The sequence below is a fragment of the Cytobacillus praedii genome, assembly GCF_001439605.1.
Lineage (GTDB): Bacteria > Bacillota > Bacilli > Bacillales > Cytobacillaceae > Cytobacillus > Cytobacillus praedii.
This window is the reverse complement of the sequence record NZ_LMBX01000006.1, coordinates 13,755-35,949: the sequence shown is the minus strand read 5'-3', so window position 1 is coordinate 35,949 and position 22,195 is coordinate 13,755. Positions and strand designations below refer to the sequence as shown.

Annotated in this window: 21 protein-coding genes; 9 read left to right on the top strand and 12 right to left on the bottom strand. The window is 37.0% G+C overall.

The features are described from left to right. The first annotated feature begins 10 nt into the window (after positions 1 to 10). Positions 11 to 760, top strand: a complete 750-nt coding sequence (locus tag ASU02_RS08275) for a hypothetical protein (protein ID WP_057762916.1) — start codon at positions 11 to 13, stop codon at positions 758 to 760. Between the two features lie 41 nt (positions 761 to 801). Here ASU02_RS08275 and ASU02_RS08270 read toward each other — a convergent pair whose 3' ends face one another. Then, positions 802 to 2,964 (bottom strand): PAS domain-containing protein, encoded by a 2,163-nt coding sequence (locus ASU02_RS08270; protein ID WP_057762914.1) that lies wholly within the window; start codon positions 2,962 to 2,964, stop codon positions 802 to 804. A gap of 253 nt (positions 2,965 to 3,217) precedes the next feature. Here ASU02_RS08270 and yhfH point away from each other — a divergent pair, with 253 nt between their 5' ends. Next, positions 3,218 to 3,352 (top strand): protein YhfH, encoded by a 135-nt coding sequence (gene yhfH / locus ASU02_RS25735; RefSeq protein ID WP_082631739.1) that lies wholly within the window; start codon positions 3,218 to 3,220, stop codon positions 3,350 to 3,352. Positions 3,353 to 3,484: 132 nt separating this feature from the next. Beyond that, entirely contained in the window at positions 3,485 to 3,664 is a 180-nt protein-coding gene (locus ASU02_RS08265) for a hypothetical protein (RefSeq protein ID WP_157684499.1), read from the top strand. Between the two features lie 297 nt (positions 3,665 to 3,961). Here the strand turns inward: ASU02_RS08265 and ASU02_RS25730 are convergent, their stop codons facing one another. After that, positions 3,962 to 4,150, bottom strand: coding sequence for a cold-inducible protein YdjO-related protein (locus ASU02_RS25730; RefSeq protein WP_082631738.1), 189 nt, complete (start codon positions 4,148 to 4,150; stop codon positions 3,962 to 3,964). Between the two features lie 173 nt (positions 4,151 to 4,323). Here ASU02_RS25730 and ASU02_RS26640 point away from each other — a divergent pair, with 173 nt between their 5' ends. Next, positions 4,324 to 4,464, top strand: coding sequence for a hypothetical protein (locus tag ASU02_RS26640; protein ID WP_057762910.1), 141 nt, complete (start codon positions 4,324 to 4,326; stop codon positions 4,462 to 4,464). 40 nt (positions 4,465 to 4,504) lie between these two features. Here ASU02_RS26640 and ASU02_RS08255 read toward each other — a convergent pair whose 3' ends face one another. After that, positions 4,505 to 4,702 carry a YozQ family protein gene (locus tag ASU02_RS08255; protein ID WP_057762908.1) on the bottom strand — a complete coding sequence of 66 codons (198 nt, stop codon included), beginning with the start codon at positions 4,700 to 4,702 and terminating at the stop codon, positions 4,505 to 4,507. A gap of 108 nt (positions 4,703 to 4,810) precedes the next feature. Then, positions 4,811 to 5,998: an MFS transporter gene (locus ASU02_RS08250; protein ID WP_057762906.1), complete on the bottom strand. Its 1,188-nt coding sequence runs from the start codon at positions 5,996 to 5,998 to the stop codon at positions 4,811 to 4,813. Positions 5,999 to 6,382: 384 nt separating this feature from the next. Between ASU02_RS08250 and ASU02_RS08245 the strand changes: the two genes are divergently transcribed. Next, positions 6,383 to 7,600 (top strand): NupC/NupG family nucleoside CNT transporter, encoded by a 1,218-nt coding sequence (locus ASU02_RS08245; RefSeq protein ID WP_057762904.1) that lies wholly within the window; start codon positions 6,383 to 6,385, stop codon positions 7,598 to 7,600. Between the two features lie 546 nt (positions 7,601 to 8,146). Here ASU02_RS08245 and ASU02_RS08240 read toward each other — a convergent pair. The 6 genes from ASU02_RS08240 to ASU02_RS08215 form a co-directional block, all read right to left on the bottom strand. Beyond that, complete coding sequence (locus ASU02_RS08240; protein WP_232426207.1) at positions 8,147 to 9,040, bottom strand: NapH/MauN family ferredoxin-type protein; 894 nt, start codon at positions 9,038 to 9,040, stop codon at positions 8,147 to 8,149. Between the two features lie 11 nt (positions 9,041 to 9,051). Further along, positions 9,052 to 9,609, bottom strand: a complete 558-nt coding sequence (locus tag ASU02_RS08235) for a 4Fe-4S dicluster domain-containing protein (protein WP_057762899.1) — start codon at positions 9,607 to 9,609, stop codon at positions 9,052 to 9,054. Next, entirely contained in the window at positions 9,606 to 9,869 is a 264-nt protein-coding gene (locus tag ASU02_RS08230) for a chaperone NapD (protein WP_057762897.1), read from the bottom strand. Before ASU02_RS08230 ends, ASU02_RS08235 begins: the two co-directional genes overlap by 4 nt. A 159-nt stretch (positions 9,870 to 10,028) precedes the next feature. After that, positions 10,029 to 10,442 carry a nitrate reductase cytochrome c-type subunit gene (locus tag ASU02_RS08225; RefSeq protein WP_057762895.1) on the bottom strand — a complete coding sequence of 138 codons (414 nt, stop codon included), beginning with the start codon at positions 10,440 to 10,442 and terminating at the stop codon, positions 10,029 to 10,031. Between the two features lie 17 nt (positions 10,443 to 10,459). After that, positions 10,460 to 13,000 (bottom strand): nitrate reductase catalytic subunit NapA, encoded by a 2,541-nt coding sequence (gene napA / locus ASU02_RS08220; protein ID WP_057762893.1) that lies wholly within the window; start codon positions 12,998 to 13,000, stop codon positions 10,460 to 10,462. Between the two features lie 113 nt (positions 13,001 to 13,113). Beyond that, positions 13,114 to 13,710, bottom strand: coding sequence for a 4Fe-4S dicluster domain-containing protein (locus tag ASU02_RS08215; protein ID WP_057762891.1), 597 nt, complete (start codon positions 13,708 to 13,710; stop codon positions 13,114 to 13,116). A gap of 394 nt (positions 13,711 to 14,104) precedes the next feature. On the opposite strand from ASU02_RS08215, the gene ASU02_RS08210 reads away from it, so the two are divergent. The 3 genes from ASU02_RS08210 to ASU02_RS08200 all read left to right on the top strand — a co-directional run bounded on the left by ASU02_RS08210 (position 14,105) and on the right by ASU02_RS08200 (position 17,560). Then, the gene (locus ASU02_RS08210) at positions 14,105 to 15,589 is read left to right on the top strand and encodes an aldehyde dehydrogenase family protein (protein ID WP_057762889.1); all 1,485 of its coding nucleotides are present in this window, start codon (positions 14,105 to 14,107) and stop codon (positions 15,587 to 15,589) included. 214 nt (positions 15,590 to 15,803) lie between these two features. Continuing rightward, positions 15,804 to 16,403, top strand: a complete 600-nt coding sequence (locus ASU02_RS08205; RefSeq protein WP_057762887.1) for an SCO family protein — start codon at positions 15,804 to 15,806, stop codon at positions 16,401 to 16,403. A 137-nt stretch (positions 16,404 to 16,540) separates the two neighbouring features. Next, positions 16,541 to 17,560: a DUF3231 family protein gene (locus tag ASU02_RS08200; protein ID WP_057763136.1), complete on the top strand. Its 1,020-nt coding sequence runs from the start codon at positions 16,541 to 16,543 to the stop codon at positions 17,558 to 17,560. 60 nt (positions 17,561 to 17,620) lie between these two features. Here the strand turns inward: ASU02_RS08200 and ASU02_RS27185 are convergent, their stop codons facing one another. Together ASU02_RS27185 and ASU02_RS08195 are read right to left on the bottom strand one after the other, a co-directional pair. Then, a complete protein-coding gene (locus ASU02_RS27185; protein ID WP_256376271.1) occupies positions 17,621 to 17,755 on the bottom strand; it encodes a hypothetical protein in 135 nt (44 codons plus the stop codon). Between the two features lie 141 nt (positions 17,756 to 17,896). Beyond that, positions 17,897 to 20,263, bottom strand: coding sequence for a penicillin acylase family protein (locus tag ASU02_RS08195; protein ID WP_057762885.1), 2,367 nt, complete (start codon positions 20,261 to 20,263; stop codon positions 17,897 to 17,899). Between the two features lie 215 nt (positions 20,264 to 20,478). Between ASU02_RS08195 and ASU02_RS08190 the strand changes: the two genes are divergently transcribed. After that, a complete protein-coding gene (locus ASU02_RS08190; RefSeq protein WP_057762883.1) occupies positions 20,479 to 22,098 on the top strand; it encodes an ABC-F family ATP-binding cassette domain-containing protein in 1,620 nt (539 codons plus the stop codon). The last annotated feature ends 97 nt before the right edge of the window (positions 22,099 to 22,195 follow it).

The window sequence follows — 22,195 nt, the reverse complement described above, 5'->3', positions numbered from 1 at the left end:
ATGTAAGGGGATGTTTTCCAATCGTGACATTCAACCAAAGCTATTTCAGAGGAATGAAATAAATGAAACATCTAACCAAGAAACCTTTCGATATAATTATTTGCAAAATATTCTTGAGGATCAACAGAAAGTGAACCATCAGCTTTCAGAGACTTATGGAAAATTAAATAGGCGTATCGGCCATTTATTTAAAAATGTTCATGCGAACCAAAATGAATATTTCAATACACTTAATAACAAATTTGAACATCAGAATGGGCTTATAAACCATTTATTAACGACAATTGAACAGCAAGAGGACGAAAATAAGCTGCTGGTCGAACGTCTTGACCTGCTTGAAAATAGTAATAAACAAATTGTTGAATTAATTGAACGGGAGAATTTAATTAACCAGGCGGTATTAGACCAAGTTTCGACACAGCACCATTCCACTGAATTGCTTGCAGGAAAAATCACTAATTTTGAATCAATTTCAACCAAGATGTTGGATCAACTTGAAAAACAAGAGGAACAGTATGATAAAATGACGAAGCAGCTTGATATACAGGAAGTCTATCATTCCACAGTAATGGAACGGTTAGACGAGCAAGAGGCATTGACGCAGAAAATTATTCGTCAGCTTGAAAATCTGCGTACAGTTGTTTATGAACGCGCTTCCTTTATAAGTCAAAGGGTTGACGAGAATTTCAAGAAAATAGTAAAACCTGTTCAAAGCTTTTTTGTTCATCAAAATGAGAAAGAAGATAGACATACAAAATGATAAAAGAGAAAAAGGAAGGTCTGCTCCTTCCTTTTTCTCTTTTATGAGGCTGTTTTGGCAGGTAATTTAATTGTGAATGTTGTACCCTTATTGAGTTCGCTTTCAACATCAACCTTGCCGTTATGACTTTCAATTATATGGAAGCTAACCATCAACCCAAGTCCATTCCCCTTCTTTTTCGTTGTGAAAAATGGTTCACCTATTTTTTCCAGTTTGTCTTTTGGGATTCCAATCCCTGTATCATGAATGGATACATGGACGTTTTGACCAACAGTCCTTACACGTATTCTGATTTCTCCTCCATTGGGAATGGCGTCGATTCCATTTTTTACAAAATTAATAAGAACCTGCTTCAAACGGTTTTCATCACAATCAACAATGACATTCTCTTGGTTAAATTCGAAGTAAATATGAATATTCTTTTTTCTTGCTTCAAATTCAAATAACGAAAGAACTGTTTTAATAAGAGGAATAATGTTTTTTTCCTCTAATACGACCGCTTTTGGTTTTGCAAGCATCATAAAATCTTCGACAATATTATTTACACGATCGATTTCATCAAGAATGATCTCTAAATATTCTTGCCGTTCTTTATTGGTTTCATCTAATTGCAGGAATTCGGTGTACCCTCTCATTGAAGTTAATGGATTGCGGATTTCATGTGCAACACCAGCTGCAAGCTGTCCAACAGTTGCCAGCTTGTCTTGACGATGCATGATTTCCTCGTTTTTCTTTCTTTCGGTGATATCGTTCCTAATCGCTAAATACTGATAGGGTTTCCCGTTTTCTTTAAGAAAAGGAACAATTGTTGTATCAACCCAATAAAGCGTACCATCCTTCGCTTTATTTTGTATTTCTCCCTTCCATACCTTTCCTTGTCCGATCGTCTTCCATAGCTCTTGAAAAAACTCTTTTGTATGGTGCATGGAATTTAGCAAAGAATGTGTCTGTCCGATAATTTCTTCTCTAGTATATTTCGAAATTTCACAAAACCGATCATTCACATTTGTAATGATTCCTTTTTCATCAGTAAATGCAACGATAGAAGATTGATCAAGGGCAAATTTAATATCACTTACTTCTTTTAACGTTTCCTTTAAATGCTTTTCGGTTGTTTTCAAGGCAGTAATATCAGAACGAATGGAAACGAATTGATAAGGTGCTCCTTCCCGATTGAGAAATGGCACGATTGTTGTTTCTACCCAATACAGTTTTCCTTCCTTCGAGCGATTACATATTTCACCTCTCCAAATTTCCCCAGAAGATACTGTATCCCATAGATCCTTGAAAAACTGGGCAGAATGAACCCCGGAATTTAATAGATTATGAGTCTTTCCCAGCACCTCATGCATTTCATATTTTGAGATTTCAACAAATTTATCATTCACATAGGTTATTTTCCCATCCGGATCAGTGATGGTAACGATTGATGATTCATCGAGTGCAGACTTAATATCGCTTAAATTAGTGTTGCTTACAGCAAGCATCTTTCCTGTAATCGTTCTTGAACCAATTAGTCCGCTTAAGATAAGAATAGATACAAAAAAGACGAGATAAATCAGGTAGGTCTCTGGGTTTGACGTTTGCTGGGAAGTTCCTGAAGCTTTGAGTGAGGAAGATGCTCGCAGCAGCAGCAAATACCCTTCAATAATAGCACCTGTAATAACTAGTGAACTAATTGGCATAATCCATATCTCATTAAACCGTGAAAAACTTTTCGAATAAAATAGCATCCAATATGAAAATACAAAAGAGCAAAAAATAAGAAGTGTAGATATTGAAAATAGGACAGGATTATAATGGATATTCATTTTCATGGCATACATGCCGGTAATATGAATGGACAAAACCGCAATGGTCATAAAAAAGCTGCCTAGCAGCAATTGGCGAAATTTAAGTTTCATATCGATCACACAATAGAATGACATGCCTGTAAATGCAATGCCAAAAACAAGTGATAAAACAGTTAGAGGGATATGATAGGTTGCTGAGCCATTCATATTAATGGCAACCATCCCTATAAAATTCATAATCCAAATTCCTACTCCTAGGGAAAATGTTCCCCCTAAAAATAGAAAACCTTTATTACTTTCAGTTGATCTTGTAAGAGAAAATAAATCTAAACCTGTATAGGATGCGATAAATGTAAGAACCATCGCTACAAAAATAAGCATTGGATTAAACAATTGTAAAATATCTAGCATAAACGTTCCAAAAGCCCCCTTTATTTAAGGCGTAAAAAAATAATCACAAGTATGATTGTAATCCAAATAACAAGTGGTTGGAAGTGGAAAACAGAAATATCTTTATTAATCTGACCTTTGTTCATGATTGCATGAACGATTTAATTTTTATAAAATACTTTTAATTTGAGTACACATTTCAGATATCTTCGTGTATACTGTACTATAACAATAAGGAAATGAATAATCTGTATTATAAAAAGGAGGGCTAGTTATGATTAATGTGGCAAATGAATTACCAAAAGGAATACAAGGTAAAGTATGTCCAGAATGTGGTCAAAAGGTTCATGAACATGTTGAAACATATATGTTGGAATGTGATCGATGCTTATCAAAAAAAGCGGAATAACAGATTGAAAATAGAGCGTACGAATATGGATACAACAGTCCCTCATCACACTGAGGGATTTTCTTTTTCAAAAATGAATAAGGGGTCAAGATAATTGTCATGTTATTGATAAGAAAGAAAGGAGAAATTCAATTGAAGAAGCAAAAAAATACAAATGAAGGAATCAATGATTATAGAATTATGAGCAAGGATGAGAAGTACCCTAATCAAAACAATTATAGAGGCGATTCATTAAACGAACACCATTCTATTGAGACAGCAAATATTATTATTAGTGAAAATGAAATCGGTCAGCAAAATGAAAACTTATAACGAACACATATACGAGCAACTTGCTCTCTACACACAAGCTCAAGTTAAACTTCTTTGAAAGCTATCTTTTCCCGTTATGGAAGGATTGACTGGTGATTTTAAGATAACGGATGCCCCTCCTCTATAAAAGCGACAGCTAATGCTTATTCGGTGAAAATATTGGTAAAGCATTACTAGTTGAGTGGACGCTGACCAATGCTGCACAAGGTTAAATCACAATATCTTTTCAAATGATTTTTCTTAATGATACAAAAAGACTGTTGTCTACTTCTCCTCAACAGTCTTTTTGTAAAACACTTATTCAATTTGCGGAAGTTCACGCATTTCAGCATTCGTATCATTTCCGCATAAAGGGCATTTTAAGTCATCTGAAGCAAATTCTTTTCTCATCCACCCATTACAATCATTATGACTGCAAGAATAGATTTCAGTATCTAACATGACAACTTCAGGTTTATCATCTTGATTTTTTCGATTGAAAAAAATAGCTAACGCCCCCTCATATCTAGTACTAGCGCTACAGCATTACCTTTACAGGAACGATCCGTAACGATGATGGTTCCGAAGACACTGACGCATTTCTTACTTAGTATGGTCATGTTAAGGAAGATTTAACCTTCGAAAAGTTTAAGGAGTTTAATTGAATAAGGAGGATAACAATGGAAAATAATAAAACAAAAAAATACACAGTTGTAGGAACTGATATCGAAGAGGTTAAACGGCTTAATCGTAATTCAGGTTTATCCTACAATGAAGTAAAAGAACTTTTGGCTATGAGATTAGACAACAGAAAGAAATAAGAACAAAAAGAAGTTGCATCTTAGCAACTTCTTTTTGTTCTTATTCCCCTTTATTAATAGGAATATCTTTCCCATTTACATCTTCAATTACTGGATTTGCCTGTCCTTCGGTATATACATCACTTACCTGTTCATGAGTAGTTGCTAAACCAGAAGATAATGGATCCTTTTTTTTATAATCTTCTGGTTTATAGTGCCTCTCGGCAATTTTTGTACTAACATGTTCCTTCCTTTCCATGGCAGTCCCTCCTTCCACTTTAGCTCTTCCCTTTTATGAACTGTTATGTATTTGTCAATTCAGTTAGAATTTAAAAATATAAGCCCTCCATATTGGAGGGCTTATATTTTAAAGGTTCATTTTACTAGTGACATGTATTTTAGATCTTCCTTTTTCCTCCTTAATTAACCATAAACTCAAACAAATTCCAATAAAAGCCAGAATGGCAAAAAATAAGTATACGGTAAAAATAGAAGATTCCTCAAAGATGATTCCTCCGACAAATGTACAGAACCAGTTTCCTAGGCCATTTCCGATTGCAGAGTAAAGCGTAATCGCAGTTGCTGTTATATGGACGGGTGTGATATCTCGAATATACTGTAAGCCTGCAGGTATAAATAGACCGATTGAGAAGCCCTGTAAGATGGAAGTAACATAGATGATCCAAAGGTCAGGCTCGGTAAAATAAAGCAGCCACCTTGCTAAGGACACGATTCCAGCAATAGTCGCTACCTGAAGTAATCCAATCCGGTTTATCCAGCTTGCAGCTACCTTCATAAAAGGCACTTCAGATAAAACAGCGAGTAAAAAAGCAATCCCGATACCTGTATAGGTTCCTCCACTCCCGTCAATAAATAATCCAAAATATGTATTGTTAGCTAGGTTTGGACCAAAGACTAAAAATGTGATTCCAAGAAAGACAAGAAATTTTTTGTGAAAAAGAATCTCTTTTACTCCTCCGAGGAGATTCTGATTTTTTGAACTTTTTTCAAACGGCATTCTAGAAGCAAGAAAACTCGCCAAAAATAAAGAGATGAAAAAAGAATAGAAAATAATTTCTGGATCTAGTTCTGATAGCCTTCCCATAATAAAAACAGCAATACCAAAGCCAAGAGAACCAAACAAGCGGATATTTCCATAATTCACCTTGACCTTACTTGTATATTTTAAGGATAAACTATCTGACACTGGTATAATGGCGCTTTGGAAAATGGCAACGAATGTAGCTGTCATAAATACCCAATAATATCCATTAAAGGTGATGTATCCTAGCCCTAAAATCCCAGCAACTAGTGTGGCAATTGTAAGTATCTTAATAGGGGCGTTTAATTTATCAGAGACCATTCCCCAAATAGGCTGAAAAAATATCATGACAATCGGACTGATTGACATAATTATCCCGATTTGATAACCATTTAAATGTTCAACATCACTTAAATAAACACTTAATAAAGGATATAAACTTCCAGTTCCAAAAAATGTTAGTAAATAAAATGATTGCATTGTCCAAATATTTCTTTTTATTTCCTTTGTCATTATTCATCCTCACATATTATTTAGTTTGAAATTTCTAGTATTTAAAAAGAATGCAAAATATATTGTATCACCTTTAAAGTAACTAAACGTCATTATCTTTATATTTCAGCAAAATATTTTTGTATGATTCTTTTAATTTTGGGGAAATTCTAATGGTAAATTGTTTAGAATGTGATGTGTTTACAATTGCATGAATCTTCTAACCTCTACAAAGCATAGGAAAAGTACTTTACTGCAAGTAAATTCATGTTAGAATAATCAAGGTGAAAACAGAAGATGTCTGACGTCTATTTTCATACCTCTTTAACGAGAGGTATATATTTTTGGCTAAAATGAAAAGCGTTTTCATTATGATCAATATTTTAATAACGAGGTGTATGTTTCATGAATTATATTTGGGGATTATTAGGAATTGCGACGATCTTTGCCATCGCACTTCTCTTCTCTTCCAATCGAAAGGCAATTAATATTCGAACAATCCTTGCAGGACTTGCTATTCAAGTGGGGTTTGCAGTTATTGTACTTAAATGGGAGTATGGAAAAAAGGCATTAGAGAAGTTTACAAATGTGGTAAATGCAGTAGTTGGCTACGCCAATGAAGGAATAAACTTCTTATTTGGTGGATTGTTTGCGGAGGGTACTAATATTGGGACAATCTTTGCGTTTCAGGTTTTGCCGATAGTAATTTTCTTCTCCTCGCTCATTTCTGTTATGTACTATCTTGGGATTATGCAAGTGATTATTAAATTTATTGGCGGTGGATTAGCTAAATTACTCGGTACAAGTAAAGCTGAATCAATGTCAGCTGCCGCAAACATTTTTGTTGGACAAACAGAAGCCCCATTAATCGTTCGTCCATTTTTGGCGAGAATGACCATGTCAGAACTGTTCGCAGTAATGACTGGGGGACTTGCTTCTGTTGCCGGTTCTGTTCTTGTTGGATATGCTTTATTAGGTGTTCCTTTAGAATACTTACTTGCTGCAAGTTTTATGGCAGCTCCTGCAGGGTTAATCATGGCAAAAGTGATGATGCCCGAAACAGAAAAGTCAGAAACGACAGATGATATTACGATTGAAAAAGATAAAGAATCTGTGAATGTGGTGGACGCAGCAGCACGCGGTGCGAGCGTAGGGTTATCCCTTGCCTTGAATATCGGTGCGATGCTGTTGGCATTCATTGCTTTAGTCGCGTTAATCAATGGCATAATAGGTGCTGTGGGAGGCCTTTTTGGAATTGATCATTTAACGTTGGAAATGATCTTGGGTTATGCTTTCTCGCCAATAGCATTTGCAATCGGTGTTCCATGGAATGAAGCTGTACAAGCTGGCGGGTATATTGGACAGAAATTAGTGTTAAACGAATTTGTAGCTTACTCCTCTTTTGCACCTGAAATCAGCAATTTGTCTCCAAAGTCAGTGATTGTTATTAGTTTTGCTTTATGCGGCTTTGCGAATATTTCATCAATGGCTATTCTACTCGGAGGCTTAGGAAATCTTGCTCCTGAACGGAGAAGTGACATTGCTAAATTAGGAATCAAAGCAGTAATTGCAGGTGCACTTGCCTCCTTATTAAGTGCGGCTATTGCAGGAATGTTTATATAGTAAATTAGAAAGCATGCTGATTCAGTTGGTCAGCATGCTTTCTTTTATTTTTATTTATAATTAATTTAATTGTTACCTTATTTTTATTCTCCTACGTGTAAGTACACGGTTAAGTAAGCTATCCCCAACAGATATAATAAGTGCAAATAAGCTGCTGGAATGGTAAGGGGCGTTTTATTTTCCGCTTTCCATTCCAGTAACGTAAAAAAACAGTCCAAGCATTCCTGGTGCTCTCTCTCCTTCTTGAAAAATGATAAGAGCATATGTTGGTACTATAAAAAGGATAACGGAGGGTAGACCTGCAAACAAAAATTCTTGAGCCAAGCCGTGGATTACAGGTGGATTTTCCTCCTCATTATTAAAACTAATTTCCTTTTTTGATTTTTAAATGAACATTTTATACATTACATACACCCCATATACAGTCTAGTAATCAGACAAAAAGATACATTTAATTCATTTAGTAAAAGGTTTCTAAACTGCATTTTTATCGTCTACAACGAAGAAACAGGGCAAAACCAAATGGCTTTGCCCTGTTATTTAGGTTTAATTTTTAATATTGTACCATTTTGCCAGTCTTTCCCTCTCTATCAGTTCCTTTTCTATCACCAAATCTTCTTGAAATCGAGAAGTTGGAAGTTGTGCGGTAATTTTTAATGCACCAAATGGACAATGGTCGACACAAGCTCCACAGAGGCTGCAATCACCAGACACAACAAATTTACTCTCTCGAAATATGCCAGGTTCTAATATAACTGGATCTGCAAAGCAGACTGAGCGGCATTTATCACAGCCAACACATGCATCATGATCAAATTTCACATTGAACATCCCGGCCTTTCCAATCGCTTGATAAAATCCTCCTAAAGGGCAGAAATAACGGCACCACCCACGTTTGGAAATTAGAAGTTCGAATAAAACAATGGCTACGATGATCCAAATGCCTATCCCGAAAGTAAATAAAGCATTTCTCATAGTAAATCCAATAGGAGAAAATAATTCAAAAACTGGAACCCCAACAAGAAATGATAAAAGTAATATGGCAATAGCTAAATGTTTTTTTGTATGCCTGTTGTACTTTATATCTGGAACCTTCGTATACCTTCTTAATTTTTCGGTAAACTCTAATAAAGTATTAACAGGACAGATCCAGCTGCAAAATGTTCTGCCTCTTACAATTAAATAAAACAAAAAAATAATCAGTGCTCCAGTTAAATAAGAAAAATGAATCTGTTTCGATGCCATCATCACTTGCAATGCGGCGAATGGATCTGATAGCACAATCCCAATAATTGTGGAGGAACTTAAAGATCCAAAGAAAAAATTATCTCCCTCAACTGCAACCAAAAATAGTGGTGAGCAAAAAAGAGCGATAATGATGAATTGAGTGACCCTTCTAGCTATGGTCCATTTTCGAATTGAAAATACCTTATTTCTCATCCTGCTCATTCCTAACCTAATGTTTGGATGACAATTCCTTTTTGTTCAGAGATACAGTTTGCCACACAGATTCCGCAGCCTGTACATTTATCATCAATTACCTTTGGTATTCCATTCAGTGAAACAATTGCTCCTTTAACCGGGCAGGAACGGACACAATAATCACACATTACCTCTTGAAAAGCTAGACAGCGATTGGTTATAATTTCTGCCTTTCCAATCGAAGGTTCTTCACGTAAACCTATTCTGCTTAAGGCATTAGTTGGACATACCTCAACACATTCCAAACAAAATGTACATGGGCTCTGATTCGGATTCAAGAAAGGTGTATTTATCAGTTTAGCTCCATCCGATAAAGTAAATAGATTGATAATTCCCTCTGGGCAACGATCTTTACATTTCCCGCACCTCGTGCAGGATGTTAGAAACTCAAGCTCATTTAGGGCACCAGGAGGTCTGAAAAAATCTCTTTCCTGATCCAATTGGGTACCGAGAAAGTTCCCCAAAAAACCAACAGTTGCCTCTAAATTAATAGATAAGAATTGCCTTCTGTTTATTCTTTCATTCATCTGACAACACCTGCTTCTTGATAAGCAGGTTCCTCTTCAAAATTACTGTAGGCTAAACAAATCGTAAGAACTCCATCAATAGGCTTGAAGGTTTCAGCAATTTCGTAACTTTTATTAATGGTTTCGGCTTCAATCGTAAGAATTATTTTGTAATTATCCTCTATATGATGAACTTCAACTCCATTTATTTCATTTAATAACGCAGCAGCTTTATTGGCTCCACCCGGAATTGTTTCTATATAAATGCCTGATACCACCATAAAAATCCCCGGCTTTCTTTTGAAATTTTATCATTCCATATGATTAAAACTTTATAGGAACAATATTTGTACACTCCTTTGCCAATGGCGTTTTCCTTCTCTATATGTACGTTAGTATTAAACGTGTACACCATTGGCACCTTATATCAATTTTAAAAACTATTCTTCTTCATTAAACGCAGTTTTACTATCATTTTGTGTAGCATGGCATTGCTGGCAATTATCTCTAAAGATTGTTCCTTTTGTGTTCTCCTCATAATAATGATTAGCCGGAGGCGTAGGAGCCCCAGTTTCTGGTACGGCATGACAAGTCATACAGCTTTCATGATGAGCCTCGGGGTTCCAGCGATCAATATGATCTGCAGGCTGCATTGGTGGAGCACCGAGGAGCACCATCGTTGCTGAAGCTTCTCTTCCTTCCTCTTCCAGTTGAGGGATGGATACTGTGTCCTCTTTTTTTGGAGTTTGATCATCTGTTTCTGCCGATTGTGGTGTTGATAATTTTGTTGCTCCAATTGCAATCGATACGATTAGCATAAATGCAACTACAAATAGGATTTCTCTGCTTCTCATGATATTCCCCCCATTCTTTATGCCTTAACAATTTTAACTGCACATTTTTTATAATCAGGCTGTTTTGAAATCGGACAATAGCAATCTAACGTGACGAGATTGATTAAAGTTTCCTCAGCAAAAAATGGCACATATAAGAGTCCCTTTGGGGGATTTCCTCTTCCTTTCGTTGTGGCTTTTACTTCTACTTCTCCTCGTCTTGATATTACCTTGACCAAGTCTCCGTTTTGAATGCCTAATGCTTTGGCATCCTCAGGATGAACCTCACAAAAAGCTTCTGGTACGGCCCGATGGAGTTCAGGTACACGTCGTGTCATTGAACCGCTGTGCCAGTGTTCTAGAACACGTCCCGTACATAACCAGAATGGGTAGTCGGCATCAGGAATTTCCGCAGCATCTTCAAATGGACGGAAAATTACGCTTGGACGGTGATCATCTGATTTATAGAAATCAATATCTTTATATTTTCCGACTGTTCCAAATTCTTCAACACCATATTGGTCATAGCCTTCTTCCTGTTTACCATGGACATAGCGCCAGTTTGTTTCTACCCACTTGCCATTTACCTCACGGACAGGCCAGCAAATGCCATGCTGTTTGAAATATTCCTCGTATGGAGCCATTTGCTTTGCTTTTAATTTAAGTTTTTTACCGAGTTCCTGAATTTCTTTGTTTGTACTTTCATGAGGATTTGTAAAAGAGCGATATTCAGCCCACAGACGGCTATTGACTTCATGGCCATCTTCAAGTAAATCATTTTTATCATAATCCCAAATATTACCAAAGAGGACATCGAAAGCTGCCTTGTTGCCGATCATTTTGCCGTCTAGTACACGTTTAGCTACTTGCACAAGTGTCCAGATATCCCATTTAGCTTCACCTGGAGGTTCTGTGCATTTTTCAAACACTGAGGTACGTCTTTCTGCATTGCCAAATTGCCCTTCCCTTTCTACCCACATAGCTGCTGGGAAAACAACATCTGCCATTTCAGTCGATTTAGTAGGATATACTTCCGAAACAACAATAAATCCATCAAGAACACCCTTGCCATCAGCGTCCTTCCCGCGATAACGATTGAGCTTCGGCATCGTCTGTCCCCAGTTATTGGACATACTCCATAGGAATTTGACATTTCCTTTCCCCAATTCCCTAAACATTTTAACCGTGTGGAACCCTGGTTTCTCAATCGGGTCAAGATAACCAGCAGGAAGATTCCATATCATTTCTGTATATCTTCTATGCTCTGGGTTGCTTACGACCATATCCGAAGGGAGTCTGTGTGAGAATACACCAACTTCCCTTGCTGTACCACAGGCACTAGGCTGACCTGTCAATGAGAACGGTCCGTTACCTGGCTTGCTTATTTTTCCAGTTAGTAAATGAATATTATAGACAAGGTTATTTATCCATGTCCCACGTGTATGCTGATTCATTCCCATGGTCCATAATGACATGATTTTTTTATTTGGATCTGCAAATTCTTTCGCAAGCGATTCAATATCTGCAGCAGGTACGCCGGAAATTTCAGCGGCTTTTTCGAATGTATAAGTACTTACACTCTGTTTATATTCTTCAAAGGTAATAGTCCAAACTTTATCAGCATCTTTTCCCTCCGTTACATCGTAATCATCTTTAAAGGAGTGACCAAGATTCTCTGTTCCTGCTTTAAATTGGAGATGTTCATCTATGAATTTTTGATCATATTTTTTATTTTGAATGAGATAATTTGCAATGGCATTTGCAATGGCCAAATCTGATTGTGGTCTAAATACTAAGACAGAATCTGCAACTTCTGAAGTCCGAGAATGTCTAGTGGTAATGTCATAGAGTTTAACGCCAGGATTTGCTAGCTTCCTAGCGGTTAAACGTGAAAACAGAACCGGATGCATCTCTGCCATATTGGCGCCCCATGTAACAAAAACATCTGCTTCATCTAAATCTTTATAGGAGCCCATTGGTTCGTCCGACTGGAAAGTGGACATAAAACCAGTAACTGCACTAGCCATACATAGTCTTGCATTCGGATCAATATTATTATTTAATAAGCCGGCTTTCCAAAGTTTAACAGAAACATAGCCATCCATAATTGTCTGCTGACCTGATCCCCAGAATGCAATCGATTTTGGATCCTTATCATAATTTTCTTTTAATTTCTTAGCAACCAAGTCTAGTGCTTCATCCCATGAGGCTTCTCTAAAGCCCTCCATTGTGCCTTTTTTTGATTTGTCTTCACGTATTAACGGTTTTGTCAGGCGATCCTTGCCAAATAAAATTTTTCCTACATAAAAACCTTTAATACAATTAAGTCCTCTGCTCGAACGGTTATCTGGGTCACCCTTAGTGGCTACCACTTTTCCATCTTTTATTCCTACTAATACACCGCATCCTGTACCGCAGAATCGGCAAACAGTCGATTTCCATTCATCTGGTTCTGTTGATTCTCCTGCTATTGCCACTTCTGTTCCTGCAGGTTTTGACTCTTTCTTTTTACAGCCAGCAACAGCCATTGTCATGGAGATTGCAGTTGCTTTAAGCAAGGTTCTTCTAGTTAATTCCATAGCTTACTTTCCTCCCTTTTAAATGAAGAGACTTAATCTATCTATTTAAAGTGGCTCAGTTTGTTGAGCAGTTTGTATCTAATCTGTGTGCTCTCCGCCACTAAAAACCGCTATTAAAATAATCCCTTTATTTCTCGAGGTTTAACTCTTATTGCAACTGGATTATCTATAACACATCTTTCTTCGCAGATCCCACAGCCAACACATTTTTCAGGATCTATAATAGGTGCAAAGACCGCGTGTGTTGGGTCATCTAGTTTGACATAAATATTTAGTTTAATTGCTTCGTCTATTAAAGGACATTCACGATAGCATACTTCGCATCTCATACCTTGATAAGCAATACAGTGTTTCGTATCAATAACTGCTGTGCCCATCTCCACATCATATACATTGTTAATTCCTGTTAGAGCTTTTGTTGGGCAAACGGTAACACAAGGGAAATCATCACAAAGGCGGCACGGATTATCTCTTGCATCGATATAAGGAGTTCCAATCCCAAAACCAAAGTTTTCATTTCCCATTTTGATAGAGTTATAGGGACATGCTTGATTGCACTTCCCGCATCTAACACAAAGGGCAAGAAATTCATCTTCATCAACTGCTCCTGGGGGCCGAAGAACAGTTTTATTTCCTGCCTTCATCATTCCGAGAAGTTCATATGCCGCTAGCCCGCCAATCAATAGTTTGAATAATCCTGTACCCTTCATTCCATAGTCCCCCTTTGAATACAGGTCTTTTAAGCGATTAATGGAAATACTTATCTTTATCGTATTCTTTACCTTATCGTAGTTCTGTGACATATTCCTCAAATCACAGAATGTTCAAAAAGAGGAGAAGTAGCATCAACACAGGCTTTTCGGGTCGGACAGGTAAATTGTTCACCTTTAGTTCAAACTCCTGCCATTTTTCTGACATATTCTTGCTGATTAAATAAAAGAATTATAGAAGATGTATGTCGATTATTGTCAGAATATTTGTTTAATTATTCGTTGAATACCAATTTTTCATAGTGTTAACATAGTATTGTAAGCGTTCACAAAAGCATACTTCTTAAACTAGCAACATGAAATACATAGATTACTATTTTAAAGGAGGAGTAAAATGAGTCAGTTAACAGTTAGTTTAAAGGAAAAGGTAGAAAAATTTCTGAGTGGAAAAAAACATCTATATATTAATGGAGAGTTTGTTGAAAGCAAGTCTCAAAAAACATTTGAAACATATAATCCAGCTACTGGTGAAGTGCTAGCTAACGTATTCGAGGCAGGGCCTGAGGATATCGATCTTGCTGTGAAAGCTGCAAGAAAGGCCTTTGATGAAGGACCTTGGTCTAAGATGAGTGCTTCGAAAAGAAGCAGACTTATGTATAAACTTGCAGATTTAATGGAAGAAAATCGTGCAGAATTAGCCCAATTGGAAACATTAGACAATGGGAAACCTATTCGTGAAACAACAAATGCGGATATTCCGCTCGCTGTTGAGCATATGCGTTATTATGCGGGCTGGTCAACGAAAATCGTAGGACAGACCATTCCTGTTAGCGGACCATTTTTCAATTATACACGTCATGAAGCTGTAGGTGTTGTTGGGCAAATTATTCCATGGAACTTCCCTCTTCTAATGGCAATGTGGAAATTAGGTGCAGCTCTTGCGACTGGATGTACAGTGGTATTGAAGCCTGCGGAGCAAACACCGCTTTCCGCTTTATACTTGGCAGAATTAATTGAAGAAGCTGGTTTCCCAGCTGGTGTAGTGAATATTGTACCAGGATTTGGCGAAACTGCTGGGCAGCCATTAGTCGATCATCCGCTAGTTGACAAAATTGCATTTACCGGTTCAACTGAAGTCGGCAAAATGATTATGGAGAGAGCATCTAAATCATTAAAGAGAGTTACGCTTGAATTAGGAGGAAAATCACCTAATATTATTCTCCCAGATGCAGATTTGACTAAAGCAATTCCAGGTGCTCTAAATGGCGTCATGTTTAATCAAGGCCAAGTGTGCTGTGCTGGTTCTCGTGTATTTATTCAAAAGAAACAATTCGATAATGTTGTTGCTGATATGGTTAGTCATGCGAAGAATATTAAACAAGGTGCTGGGATTCATGCGGATACTGAAATTGGCCCGCTCGTTTCAACTGAACAGCAAAATCGGGTACTAGGCTATATTGAAAAGGGTGTCAGCGAAGGTGCACAGCTTCTTGTTGGCGGTGAAAAACCACAGGAGCAAGGATATTTTGTCTCCCCTACTATTTTTGCAGATGTACGGGATGAAATGACGATTGCGAAAGAAGAGATTTTCGGTCCTGTCATCTCTGCTTTGCCATATGAGGATTTAGATGAACTAATTAACCGTGCGAATAATAGTGAGTATGGATTAGCTGCTGGTGTTTGGACACGTGACATTGCTAATGCCCATTATGTTGCAAGCAAGCTTCGAGCAGGTACAGTATGGGTGAATTGTTATAATGCCTTTGATGCCGCTTCTCCATTTGGCGGGTATAAACAGTCTGGAATGGGACGTGAAATGGGTTCTTATGCACTTAATAACTATACTGAAGTGAAAAGCGTTTGGATTTCCATGAAATAAATGATTGAAATAGAAAAAAGGAACTCGATGGTTCCTTTTTTCTATTTCTGTGCTTAATTTGATCGCAAACATTTCCCCTTCTCCTTTTGATATGTTCAAACTCCCCCTGAAATAGAAGTCTTTAATGAAAACCTATGATTGATATCACTTGTTCACAGATTATCCATAGGATTTTTGGTAAGTTTTCATTATTCTTATAAAGGGAGGGTTAATAATGAAAAAAATATATATGATAGGCTCAATTATTGTTGTACTTGGAATTATCGCAGGTATTTCCTTTTTTATCATTCGTGACATGACTTCAAAGATTCCTGATAATATTTCACTAGTAACCATGCATAATGAGAAGTATGAATTTTCTAAGTCTGAGAAAAAGTTAAAGCTCGTTGAATTTATGTACACACATTGCCCAGATATTTGTCCGACAACAACTCAAAGAATGAACCTTTTGAAAAACGATTTAGTTGCTGAAGGTGTTTTTGGGAAGAATGTTGAATTTATATCTGTAAGTATCGATCCATATCGGGATACACCAGAGAGAATGGCCAAGTATATGAAAACCTTTGACATTGAGGACGATGGCAATTGGACGTTATTGACTGGAGATCAGGATAATATGAAACAAGATCAAAAAGAAATTCGGGAATTAGCAGAAACGTTCCAATTTCAGTATCGCGATCCTGGTGATGGCTTCTATGTTCATAGTACTTTTGTTTTCTTACTTGATGAGAACAATAAATTTATTAAAAAATTCCCAATGGGAGAAGACTTTGATAAGAATGAAGTGTTTAAAAAGATTATGAAGGAAATATAAATAGGTGAGTTAAAGCGAGTGAAGAAAAATTTCCATTTTTCTTCACTCGCTTTTCTTTTACCATCTAAATTTATAGAAAAGAGGTTTGCATGGTTTTTCCATTAATCGGGGAAAGTAGGGAAAAGGAGGAAGATGAAATGGGTGAAAAAACTGAATTTGTTAAATTGACTTGTGCAGAAATTTCTAGCTTATGGGGAACGTTTATAAACGATAATATGGTTATTTGTGTGATAACACATTTTATGGAAACAGTTGAAGATCCAGAAGTAAAAACAATACTTGAAGAAACCTTACAAGTCGCAATCAACCATAAGAATATAATAGAAGCAATTTTTCTTAAAGAAAACATTGTAGTGCCACAAGGCTTTCCGTTAGAAAAGCATGTTGTGTCAAATGCACCTAGGCTTTTTTCTGATATTTTTTATATGCAATTTGTCGTGCAGTTAGCTAGATACGGAGTCATCTCCCATACAAGTTCACTTACCATGTCCGCACGGGAAGATATTTGTCAGATGTATCATGACTTCTTGAATCATACTTCCCTGGTTTATCAGCATGCAGTTTTTTGTATGCAAAAAAAGGGCGTATTTGTGCGGATGCCTTTAATGAATTATCCGGAAGAGATTGATTTTGTTGATGAACAGAAATTCTTAACTGGGTGGTTTGGACGACGCCGAGCATTATTAGGAATTGAAGCAACACATTTAATGATGAATGCGATCAATAATGAAGTTGGCAAGGCGACTTGTATTGGTTTTTCGCAAGTTGCATCAGAGCAAGTGCTGCGTGATTATTTTCTTCGCGGGAAACATGTTTGCACTCATCTCATGAGCTCCATTCATGAGGTACTTGAAGAAAGTGATGTGCCGACGGCCATGTCTTGGGATCAAAATGTTACTAATTCGACTACCTCTCCATTTTCAGACCAACTCATGCTTTATATCGTAGGGACACTCTCCTTTCTTGGAGTAGCCGCTTATGGTACTGGAATTTCGACAAGTATGCGCAGGGATATTATTTCTATGTACCTTGGGTTTATGTCTAAAGCTGGAGCTTTTGGTGAACATGGGATGGATCTAATGATAGAGCGAAATTGGCTGGAACAGCCCCCGCAATTTGAGGACCGTGAAAAAATAGCTAAAAGAAAAACTAAGTAAAATAAAGGCTGCCACTAAAAGCCATTTTCGTTGACTTTAGTGACAGCATTTTTAGTAATACTAATTTGTTGAAGTAGTTAATCTTTTGTTTTGTGGAAGTGCGATCAGCATTTTTGATCTTGGTTTTGTAAAGCTTACATTAATACCTGCTTTTTTTAAACGGGTTACTAATTCAACGAGCTGTTTTTTGGCCACAATAAAAACTCCTTTTTTATCCTGCCTGTATGGATTTATTGTACATGAAAAATATGAAAAAATTATGAACAATAGGTCGTTTTTTAAAAATTATTTAATGAGGAATTTGGCATATTTCACAATATATTCAAAGATAATCGTTTATGGATTAAGTGTCAGTTTTTCACCTTTTACATCAGCTAGATAGGTTTGATGATAATCCCCTTCAACCCATGCCATCATCTGATTGTGATACCATTTGCTTAATGGATGTTCTGATTGACCAGGTCCGACTAGATGATAGCCAACATTCATATCTGCTGTATCAATGACAAATCTCCAGGAGCCACCATGATTAACGGTGCCGTCTTCCTTATTTGCTGCCGCTTGTACAGTTACCGAGCTTCCTCCTACTGGAATACTGCCTTCCTTATTAAATAAGTAATTTAATGGTTTGACACTAGATAACGAATGCGGGAAGTATATTTGATGGTATTCTCCCCACTTCCATTTAGAAATTGTAGTTCCCTGCAGTTTTTCGGCATCCTTTAGTGCTAGTTTTAGAGATTCGTGCAATACATTAGAAAGTCCGCCCTTTTCCTCTATCCATGGTCCTTCATTACCTTTCGCTGCTCTTCTAATTAATTCATCGACTGCTTGTTTTTGACCCTTGAATAATCCTCTCATTTCAGTTGAAATTTTATCTTGAAATAGGACATCTGAAATCTTTTTCATCCAAAGATTAAAGATCAATGGAGCTGCTTCATCTTTACTATCCTGATAATCCCAGTCTTTTAAAATGGCTATGGCTTCTTTTTCGTTTCCATTTAATAAGGCATCCAGATTATCTATAAAAATTGGAACAAACTCTTCTGCCTGTAAGTTTTCCTGATCCATTTGCAAAGCCATCATATCCTCTGCAGTGAGCTTTTCATCAGTCTTTAAGAATTCCTGAATCCTCATTTGACGATAAGGCTGTGCCCAATCATTGCTAATATGGAAAGGATAACTTTCATCTATAACCTTATTGTTTGCGGTTGAAATGAACCCTTCCTCTGGATTAACTGTTTTAGGAAGCTCCTCATATGGAATATATCCTTCCCATCCATATTCATCTGTCCATCCAGGGACAGGCAAAAGTCCTTGTCCTTGTTTACGGATCGGGATCTTTCCGTTAGCTTTATAGGCAATTGTCCCATCCTGTGAGGCAAATACAAAATTTTGAGCAGGTGTATGGAAAAGTTCAAGTGCTTTTTCAAATTGTTTCCAATCACTTGCCTTGTTCATTTCGATGATTGCCTCCAATTCAATGGAGGGCTCAAGTGCTGTCCATTGCAGGGACAGTACGTCTTCCTTTCCGCTTTCTTCTGCAAATTCGGAAATAACCGGTCCATGACGGGTGATTGTTACTTCATAGTCTATTGTTTTTTTATCCTTTACCTTAATTGGCTCGCTCACTATTGTAGCTTCTACCCATTTGTCATTATAAAGAAACTCTTTTGGATTGTCTGGATTTCTTTTTTCGATATATAGATCCTGAACATCGGGTCCGGTATTTGTTACCCCCCATGCCACTTGATCGTTATGTCCTAATATGATCCCTGGGATTCCTGCAAAAATCACACCGCTAACATTCATTTTGGGTGCTTGTAAATGCATTTGATACCAGATAGAAGGTGTGCTTAACGATAAGTGAGGATCATCTGCTAATAATGGTTTCCCAGAGGCTGTTTTCTCCCCGCTGACAACCCAGTTGTTGCTTCCATTAAATTCTGGCGGAATGATTGCTGAAGCCAAACTTTTTTCTATATTGAGCTTATCTGCGCCAATGATATATGGTGCATCTGCCGGGTAAGAAGGAAATAGGTCGTATGCTTCTTCCTCAGTAAAGTTTTGGAGCAAATAATACCTAAATGCCTGGTTTTCCCAATGACCTCCAAGATCATATGCCATGTATTTTCCTATGGTTAAGGAATCAATTGGCTTCCATTCCTCTGGCTCATAGCCTAATAGCGTGAAGCCAATTGGCCATTTTCCGTTTTCCTCATGTTCTTTTATGTAAATATTTACACCTTCTGCGAACCAATCCAATATCTCTTTTGCTTCTTCAGAATATTGATCATACGAGGCTTCGGCAGCTCGCCTTAATCCAAGTGTACGAAAGTACTTATCATTATCCACAGTTGCCTCTCCAATAACTTCGCTTAGCCTGCCAGATGCTTGCCGGCGGCTTAGATCCATTTGAAGGAGACGATCCTGAGCCTGTATATACCCTTGGGCAATATATAAATCTCGTTCATTTTTTGCGAGAATATGCGGTACACCATTGTCATCCCGTGTTACTTGAACAGGTGATGTAATGGAACCGATTGCTATTTCTCCTTTCGTCACGGGAAGTGACCGCGAAATATATAGATATAATGAAATGGCTGCAATCACTATGATTGCCGCTAGTATAGCTAATGACCAAAGGGAGAGCTTCTTCCAATTGGCTTTACGCTTTGTTTGTCTATTCTGAATGACTTCCATTTTGCTTTATTTCCTCCTTCTAACTGAAGACAAAAATTAATTTTCTTACTATAATTCGATAAATTCATGCCACTTCCTTCTAGTTATCAAAAATTTCTGATTTTTAAATGATAAATAGTTCGTGATTAGAAATTATAGATTTCAATAATATTCGCGATTCATTGAGGAAAATGTTATAATTTAATGGATTATGTTTTTTGGAGGAATATAAATAGATGATAACGGTTAGTAATGTAGGTCTTCGCTATGGCGATCGTAAGCTGTTTGAAGATGTGAATATTAAATTTACACCCGGCAATTGCTATGGTTTAATTGGTGCCAATGGTGCGGGTAAATCAACGTTTTTGAAAATTTTATCAGGAGAAATTGAATCCCAAACGGGTAATGTTCAGCTTGGGCCTGGTGAGCGGATGGCTGTATTAAAACAGAACCATTATGAGTATGAGGAACATGAAGTATTAAAAGTGGTTATCATGGGTCATACACGCCTTTTTGAAGTTATGCAGGAAAAAGATGCGATCTATATGAAAGCAGATTTTACGGATGAAGATGGAATGAAAGCTGCTGAGCTTGAAGGTGAATTTGCTGAGCTTAACGGATGGGAAGCAGAATCTGAAGCGGCAATTCTCTTGAAAGGTCTTGGCATAGGTGAGGATCTTCATGAGAAGAAGATGGCTGATATATCTAGTTCTGAAAAGGTAAAGGTATTGCTTGCACAGGCATTATTTGGCAAGCCAGATGTATTACTATTGGATGAGCCTACAAACCACTTGGATATTAAAGCAATTCAGTGGCTAGAAGAATTCTTGATCAACTTTGAAAACACAGTTATTGTTGTTTCTCATGACCGTCACTTCTTGAATAAAGTATGTACACATATTGCAGATCTTGATTATGGGAAAATTCAAATTTATGTTGGAAACTACGATTTCTGGTATGAATCCAGCCAGCTTGCATCTAGGATGGCTTCAGATGCTAATAAGAAAAAAGAAGAGAAAATTAAAGAGTTACAAGCGTTTATCGCTCGTTTTAGTGCAAATGCCTCAAAATCAAAGCAAGCTACATCACGTAAGAAACTTTTAGATAAGATCTCGCTAGATGACATTAGGCCTTCTTCTCGGAAATACCCATTTGTCGGATTTACCCCTGAAAGGGAGATCGGCAATGATTTACTTCGTGTAGAAGGAATCAGTAAGACCGTAGATGGAGTTAAAGTTTTAGATAATATTAGCTTTATCATGAATAAGGATGACAAAATTGCCTTAGTAGGAACGAATGAGATTGCAAAGACAACATTATTTAAAATCTTAGCTGGTGAATTAGAGGCGGATAGTGGTACATTTAAATGGGGAGTAACAACTTCTCAAGCTTATTTTCCAAAAGACAACTCCAAGTATTTTGAAAACAGTGACTTAAATCTTGTTGATTGGCTTCGACAATTCTCACCAAATGACCAAAGTGAGAGCTTCCTTCGAGGTTTCCTAGGGCGTATGCTATTCTCTGGCGAGGAAGTTTTAAAGAAAGCAAGCGTGCTTTCTGGAGGAGAAAAAGTTCGTTGTATGCTATCGAAAATGATGTTAACTGGTGCAAATGTGTTGATGCTTGATGAACCAACGAACCATTTAGACCTAGAGTCAATTACTGCCCTAAATAATGGTTTAATTAATTTTAAAGGATCAATGATCTTTGCTTCCCATGACCATCAGTTTATTCAAACAATTGCCAATCGGATTATCGAATTAACTCCAAATGGCATGATTGATAAACAAATGTCATACGATGAATATTTAGAAAATGGCGATTTGCAAAAGCAAATAGCTGAAATGTATAAATAAGCGAGTATTTATGAAAATGAAGAAATCGGCATTGAGCCGATTTCTTTTTTTATCGTAATAAAGTATAACATCTTTTATATTTGAGTACTGTCTATCT